This window comes from Streptomyces sp. NPDC021212 (genome assembly GCF_044332925.1).
In the GTDB taxonomy this organism is placed as follows: Bacteria; Actinomycetota; Actinomycetes; order Streptomycetales; family Streptomycetaceae; genus Streptomyces.
In genome coordinates this window covers 205,778-212,494 of record NZ_JBIRPZ010000015.1, presented here as the reverse complement: position 1 = coordinate 212,494, position 6,717 = coordinate 205,778, and the positions used below count along the sequence as shown (strand labels likewise).

The following is a 6,717-nucleotide window of genomic DNA, read 5'->3' as shown; positions in this document are numbered from 1 at the left end:
ACCGACGGTTCTCCCGAAAGACAGCCGAAGCGCCAGTGAGTCCTCGAGTCAGGTCTCCAGGCGGTGCCACCGCAATCATCACTGTGAGTCCTGGTACCAGGACCCGTGCTCAGCCGGGTGCCCCGAACGGTTGTGGACACCCTGGTCGCCCGCTTTCGCTCCGCGTCCGGCGCCGACGGATCGTGTCCGTGGTCCGGGAACGCGGGGGCGGGTTTCCTCACGCCCCGGGACACCCGGTGCGGCCTGGACGCTCCGATGCCCCACAGCATCGCTCCGGTGCTGTGGGGGCGGTGGCGTCCGTCGCCGGACCGGGTACCCAAGGGCGCGCCTGCCGATCGCCACCACTGCCGCGTGATGGCGAGAGGGCTCCCTCCTCTTTCTGGTCAGCGGTTTTTGCCAGTGATGGGCGCCCCAGCGGCTGGTGTAGGCGGGATCGACCGGCGACGACGGTGATGCCGAGTTCGGCGGCCATCGCCACCAGCCGTGCCCGCAGCCTGGCGGTGGGCATACCGGAGATCAGCTTGCGGAACCGCTTCTTGCGCCCGTGCTTCTCGCGCGTCTTCTCCGCTGCGAAATCGAGGTCCTCGACCGCGATCGCCACCCCGTGGCGTCTTGCCCAGTGCAGCAGGCGGATCAGCGCATGTCGCACCTGCGCATCCCGCGGTGCGCTGCGCAGCCGGTGAGCCAGGTGATCGGCGTTGGTGTCGACGCCGATCAGCCCTGCGGATTGGACTGCCTCCAGGGGTGCTTTCCGTACGGATGGGATCTGCCAGGAGGCGGTCGGATACCAGCGGTCCCGGTCGGTGTCGTAGTGGATGCGGTAGGCCACAGCACGGTTCGCCGCGATACGGTCGGCCCACTGCTCACCCCGGTGTCGGAAGCCGACCCGGCACGCCAGCACATACCGGCCATGGGGTGCGTTCGCCAGCCCGGCCAGCGGCGCGGGGAGCTTGATGCTCACCTCACCACCGGGGCTGACCCGGATCGTCTCGTTCCCGTAAGTCTTCCCGGACTCGCCGTCGGCGGCGAGGAACCAGCGCTCCGCCTCCCACCGCCCACGCCACTCGGCTTCGGTCAGCTGTGCGGCGGTGAGGTTGTGCCGGTGGCGCAGCAGCTTCCCTCCACCCCGCACCACCCGCACCCGCCCGGCCTCACGGTCGGCCCGCTCCCGCTCCAGCCGGTCCTGCAGCAGGCGCAGGCGGCGGGACTTGGCGAACCACTCCCGCCGGGAGCGGTAACCACCCGGCATCCCGTGAGAGCCCTTCGCCTCGACCGGCAGCGACAGCCGCTGGAGCCCAGCAGGTCACCGATCAGGCGCAGGACCTTTTCGTCCTGCCCGGCTCGAAGATTCCTCACCACACCCAACGAGCACACACCGCAACAGGTCACGCATACGACACAAGAACTCCCGTTCCCTTCCATGGCTCCTCGCCTGATCGTCGATACTCACTCACGCGCACTACAACGCACCCAAGCGCGTCCAACCGGCAACAGCTCGCCACCCCGTCGCGGGTCTCGGTAACGGGCGCGGAAGGGGCGCAAGAGGCGCACGATGCGCCCTGGGGGCGCGCACAGGCAGAATGAGGTGCGCCTGCACGCCCCCCTTTGGCGCAAATTTCGCGTTCACGGGTAGGGCTATCCCGGTATTCATGAACGGCGCGCGACAGAGCGACGACCGCGTGCGACGGATCAACGTTTACAGGGGGTGAAGAACTCCGTGATTCGGGTTCTTCTGGTACATGATTCTTACCTGCTGCGGTCCGCGTTGGCCGCACTGATACAAGCCGAACCTGAGTTCGAGGTGGATTCCGCCGCATGGCGTGACGCGCGTAGCAGAGCACGCTCGTTACGGCCGCACGTCTGCGTCGTCGACACGGACTGCCCGGGCTCCGACAAGGCCGCGCGCAAGGGCGAGTTGGGCAAGCTCATGGCCGAGGCCCCGGCGGCGGAGTGCGCCCCCGAGTCCGGACTGCTCGTACTGGCCAACGCCGGGCGCCCCGGCCAATTGCGCCGCGCGCACAAGGCCCGGGCCCTCGGGTACATCGACAAGAACGCCCCGCCCCAGCGCCTGCTGGACGGCATCCGACACGTGGCCAAGCAGGAGCGGTTCATCGACGACTCACTGGGCTACGGCTTCCTCAAGGCGGCCGAGATCCCGCTGACCGAGCGCGAGTTGGGCGTCCTGTCGCTGGCGGCCGACGGCGCCTCCATCGCGGAGATCGCCCGGACCCTGCATCTGTCCAACGGGACGATACGCAACTACCTGGCCGCGATCACCCGGAAGACCGGGGCGCGGAACCGGGTGGACGCCATCCGCATCTCACGGTGTGAGGGCTGGGTCTGACGGCCCGTGTACCAAAAGACGTACGTCATTTGAGGGACCAGCGCCCGCCGAAGCGGCATGACCGCTCTCGTCGGGCGCGTCCACTCCTCATGGGCTCCTACGGGCTTTCCTCATCCCGGCTCTCCTCATCGGGCGGAAAGATCTGTTCACCGCTTTCGAGCAGCCGGATCGCGATGGCCTCGACCGGGCACCCCTCGGCCGCCACCAGCACCGCCTCGGACGCGTCCGCCTCCGGCTCCACCGGATGCGACTGGCGCGCCGCGTCCAGTCGGAATCCGCCGGGCGCGCTGCTCACGCAGAACCCCGAGCCGATGCAGACGCCGCGGTCGACCTCGACCCGCCAGCGGTCCCCCATCAGCCCTGCTCCCCGTCCCACCCCTGCGGCAGGTGGATCATCTTGTGCTCCAGATACGCCGACAGCCCCTCGGGGCCGAACTCCCGCCCCAGGCCGGAGTTCTTGTAGCCGCCGAACGGCCCGAGCATGTCCAGGCTGAAGGTGTTCACGGAGTACGTACCGGTGCGGATGCGCCGCGCGAAGTCGATGCCGTGCGCCACGTCCGCCGTCCACACGCTTCCCGACAGCCCGTAGTCGGAGTCGTTGGCGATCCGGGCCGCCTCCTCCTCGTCCCCGTACGGCAGCAGGCAGATGACCGGGCCGAAGATCTCTTCCTGGGCGATGCGCATCGCCGTGCCGACGTCCCCGAACAGCGTCGGCTCCACGTACCACCCCGTCTCCTGCGCCTCGGGGCGCCCACCGCCGGTCAGCACCTTGGCGCCCTCGCGCTGCCCGAGCGCGATGTAGTCCAGCGAGCGCCGCTGCTGCCGCCGCGCCACCAGCGGGCCGACCTGGGTCGCCGGGTCCAGCGGATCGCCGACCACCAGGGCCGAGGCGGCGGCCGCGAAACGCTCGGCCAGCTCGTCGTAGTGGCTGCGCGGGGCGAGGATGCGGGTCTGGGCGACGCACGCCTGCCCGTTGTTCATCCACGCGTTGGGCACGATGCCCGCGACCGCCGCCTCCAGGTCCGCGTCCGGCAGGATCACCGCGGCCGACTTGCCGCCCAGCTCCAGCGTCACCCGGGTCAGATGGCGCGAGGCCACCTCCATCACGCGCTTGCCCGCCGTCACCGACCCCGTGAACGACACCTTGTCGACGCCCGGGTGCCCGACCAGGTACTCGCTGACCTCCCGGTCCGCCGGAAGGATCGACAGCACCCCCTCCGGCAGCCCCGCCTCGGTCGCGATCTCCGCCAGCAGATACGCGTCCAGCGGCGTCTCCGGCGACGGCTTGAGGATCACCGAACAGCCCGCCAGCAGCGCCGGCGCCAGCTTCGCCGCCGCCACGAACTGCGGCACGTTCCACGGCACGACGGCCGCCACCACCCCGACCGGCTCCCGCCGCACCAGCAGCGGCCCGAGCACCCCGGCGCGCCGCTCCTCGAACGTGAAGTCGCGCGCCACCGTGATCGCCGAGTCCCACACCATCATCGCGCCGAGCGCCTGGGCCAGGACGCTCCAGGAGTACGGCGAGCCGTTCTGCGCGCTGATGACCTTCGCGATCTCCTCGTGCCGTACGGCGATCGCGTCCTTGATCCGCGTGACGACGGCGATCCGCTCCTCCAGCGGGATACGCGGCCACTCCCCCTGGTCGAACGCCCGCCGCGCCGCCGCGACCGCCCGGTCCACATCGGCCCGTGCGGCGTGCGGCACCCGCCCGATGACCTGTTCCGTATGCGGCGAGACGACCTCGATGGTCTCCGCCCCGGCCGGATCGACCAGCGCCCCGCCGATGAAGAGCTGCCCGTACTCGATGAGGTCGCCCATCGCTGATGCCTCCTGCCGAAGACCGCCGCATGGTGAGTATCTGACGCTGCATCAGAACTGATACCAGTTCCCGTTATAGTCAGCAATGCATGCGCTGCTGCGGCCCGGCCGCACGCGCGGAAAGGGGGACCCGTGCCCGAGGCGACCGACGTCACCGACCACGGCGGCGGGGTGTGGAGCATCCCCGTCCCCATCCCGGACAACCCGCTCGGCCACACCCTCGTCCACCTCCTCGACACCGACCGCGGGCCGGTGCTCATCGACACCGGCTGGGACGACCCGACCGCCTGGGACACCCTCACCGCCGGGCTGGCCGCCTGCGGCACCGCTGTCTCCGAGATCCACGGCGTCCTCGTCACCCACCACCACCCCGACCACCACGGCCTCTCCGGCCAGGTCCGGGAGGCTTCCGGGGCGTGGATCGCGATGCACGGCGCCGACGCCCACGTCGTACGCCGCACCCGCGAGGCCGACCCCACGCTCTGGCTCGACTACCTCACCGAAAAGCTCGCCGCCGCCGGCGCCCCCGAGGACCACCTCGCCCCGCTGCGCGCCGCCCGCGCCGAGGGGCGCACGAACCTCCCGGGACAACGGGCCGCCCTCCCCGACCGCGAGATCGCCCCCGGCGAACTCCTCGACCTCCCCGGCCGCCGGCTCCGCGCCATCTGGACACCGGGCCACACCCCCGGCCACATCTGCCTCCACCTGGAAGAGGCCCACCCCGCGGCCCTCAACGGCCACGGCCGGCTCTTCTCCGGCGACCACCTCCTCCCCGAGATCAGCCCGCACATCGGCCTGTACGAGGACCCGACCGACGCGAACCGCACCGACCCCCTCGGCGACTACCTCACCTCCCTGCGGCGGGTCGCCACCCTCGACCCGGCCGAAGTCCTCCCCGCCCACCAGCACGCCTTCACCGACGCCTCCGCCCGTGTCCGCGCCCTCCTCGACCACCACGAGACCCGCCTCGCGGGCCTCCGCGCCCTCCTCGCCACGCCGCTCACCCCCTGGCAGCTCGCCGAGCGCATGGAGTGGAACCGCCCCTGGCCCGACATCCCCTACGGCTCCCGCAACATCGCCGTATCCGAGGCCGAAGCCCACCTCCGCCGCCTGGTCAACCTGAACCAAGCCGAACCCGTCCCCGGCACCGACCCCATCGCCTACCAGGCCCGCTGAGCCCGGCTCAGCGCCGCAGTCTCCCCTCGATCCACTCCACTCCGAAGCGCACCGTCTCCGCCGCGTCGAACAGATGACACTCGGCGGCCCCGACCTCGCCCCGGGTGCCGATGCCCGCGTCCAGCATGTCCCGCGCGATCACCGTGAACGGGCAGGTGCCCTCGGGAACGACCGGAGAGTAGTCGTACGCCCCGTCCTCGGTGTCGATGTCACGGAACCGCCGCCACACCCGCCGCCCGTCGACCAGGACCGGCTGCTCGTACTCGACGAACCGCTTACCGGGCGCGTCCGCGACCGCCTCGGCGTGGTGCAGGATCGTCAGCGTGTCCAGCGGAGCCCCCAGCAGCAGCACCTTGCCGCCCGCCTCGACCAGCCGGGCGAGCGGGCTGCCCGGCCCATGCGGGTGGTCCCACGGATGGCCGGCCGTCAACGACTCCGCCTCCGCGCCGACCGCGGCGAAGCTCACATCGGGATGCCGACTGCGCACCGCCCCCGGCCGGCGCCGCAACGCCTCCGGCAACCGGCCGTTGGCGTGTTCTGCCTCGCTGAGCGCCAGATCGTACGCGGGATGCTCCGCGCGTACGGCCTCCTGCCACTCCGCGGGCCAGGTGGCGAAGTCGTACGGCAGCGCGTCGTTCCAGCCGCAGTAGGCCATGAGCGTGCCGCCCTCCCCCACGGCGTCCAGCAGCGCCCCGATCACGGTCCGCGGCCCGCCCGCCACATAACCGAGGGCGGACAACCGGGTGTGGAACATGACGACATCGCCCTCTTCCACCCCCAGCGCCCGTAGATCCCCCGCCAACCGGCTCCGTGTCACCGGTCCGCCGGAACGCTCCAGAAGTCCCCATTCGTCCATGCCGCCACCCAAGCAAACCCGCGAGTCCCCGGCACCCGCTTTTCCCCCGGACCGTGCACCATGGGCCTATCTGGACCGACCTACGAACGAGAGGGCCGCGATGTCCCGCCACCACGAGCTCAAGCACCGCGTCGTCACGACCTTCCAGCGGCGCGTCGGCAACCCGGTCCTCTCCCGGCTGCCGTTCCAGACCCTCCTGGAGACCACCGGCCGGGTCTCCGGCCTGCCCCGGCGCACCCCCGTCGGCGGACGCCGCGTCGGCAACGCGTTCTGGTTCGTCTCGGAGTTCGGCGACAGGTCGCAGTACGTACGGAACCTCCGGGCCGACCCCAGGGTCCGGGTCCGCATCAAGGGAACCTGGCACACCGGCACCGCCCACCCCCTCCCCGAGGACGACCCCCGCGCCCGCCTCAAGTCCCTCCCCCGCTACAACAGCGCCGCGGTCCGCACCCTCGGCAACGACCTGCTGACCGTGCGCGTCGACCTCAGCGACTGAGCGACCCCCCAAGGGGTTGCCAAG

6 protein-coding genes and 1 pseudogene are annotated in these 6,717 nt (G+C 71.2%); 3 read left to right on the top strand and 4 right to left on the bottom strand.

Annotated features, from left to right (window positions below; translation table 11 throughout):
- Window positions 1-78: 78 nt before the first annotated feature.
- Window positions 79-1,288 (bottom strand): annotated as a pseudogene (locus tag ACH4SI_RS34235) (IS200/IS605 family accessory protein TnpB-related protein); the annotation flags it as partial.
- A 429-nt stretch (window positions 1,289-1,717) separates the two neighbouring features.
- Between ACH4SI_RS34235 and ACH4SI_RS34230 the strand changes: the two are divergent.
- Window positions 1,718-2,344 carry a response regulator transcription factor gene (locus tag ACH4SI_RS34230; protein ID WP_398302690.1) on the top strand — a complete coding sequence of 209 codons (627 nt, stop codon included), beginning with the start codon at window positions 1,718-1,720 and terminating at the stop codon, window positions 2,342-2,344.
- Between the two features lie 97 nt (window positions 2,345-2,441).
- Here the strand turns inward: ACH4SI_RS34230 and ACH4SI_RS34225 are convergent, their stop codons facing one another.
- Both ACH4SI_RS34225 and ACH4SI_RS34220 read right to left on the bottom strand, forming a co-directional pair.
- Window positions 2,442-2,699, bottom strand: coding sequence for a ferredoxin (locus ACH4SI_RS34225; RefSeq protein WP_398302688.1), 258 nt, complete (start codon window positions 2,697-2,699; stop codon window positions 2,442-2,444).
- Complete coding sequence (locus ACH4SI_RS34220; protein WP_398302686.1) at window positions 2,699-4,165, bottom strand: aldehyde dehydrogenase; 1,467 nt, start codon at window positions 4,163-4,165, stop codon at window positions 2,699-2,701. The genes ACH4SI_RS34225 and ACH4SI_RS34220 overlap by 1 nt, the downstream gene beginning before the upstream one ends.
- A 132-nt stretch (window positions 4,166-4,297) precedes the next feature.
- On the opposite strand from ACH4SI_RS34220, the gene ACH4SI_RS34215 reads away from it, so the two are divergent.
- Window positions 4,298-5,341, top strand: coding sequence for an MBL fold metallo-hydrolase (locus ACH4SI_RS34215; protein WP_398302684.1), 1,044 nt, complete (start codon window positions 4,298-4,300; stop codon window positions 5,339-5,341).
- A 7-nt stretch (window positions 5,342-5,348) separates the two neighbouring features.
- On the opposite strand, the gene aac(3) is transcribed toward ACH4SI_RS34215, so the two are convergent.
- A complete protein-coding gene (gene aac(3) / locus ACH4SI_RS34210; protein WP_398302682.1) occupies window positions 5,349-6,197 on the bottom strand; it encodes an aminoglycoside 3-N-acetyltransferase in 849 nt (282 codons plus the stop codon).
- A gap of 100 nt (window positions 6,198-6,297) precedes the next feature.
- Here aac(3) and ACH4SI_RS34205 point away from each other — a divergent pair, with 100 nt between their 5' ends.
- Window positions 6,298-6,693: a nitroreductase/quinone reductase family protein gene (locus ACH4SI_RS34205; RefSeq protein ID WP_398302680.1), complete on the top strand. Its 396-nt coding sequence runs from the start codon at window positions 6,298-6,300 to the stop codon at window positions 6,691-6,693.
- Window positions 6,694-6,717: the final 24 nt, after the last annotated feature.

What these genes read in the sequence shown, in the direction of transcription:
- ACH4SI_RS34205 (WP_398302680.1), top strand. Translation starts at nt 6,298, where the DNA reads ATGTCCCGCCACCACGAGCTCAAGCACCGCGTCGTCACGACCTTCCAG.
- ACH4SI_RS34220 (WP_398302686.1), bottom strand. Translation starts at nt 4,165, where the DNA reads ATGGGCGACCTCATCGAGTACGGGCAGCTCTTCATCGGCGGGGCGCTG.
- ACH4SI_RS34225 (WP_398302688.1), bottom strand. Translation starts at nt 2,699, where the DNA reads ATGGGGGACCGCTGGCGGGTCGAGGTCGACCGCGGCGTCTGCATCGGC.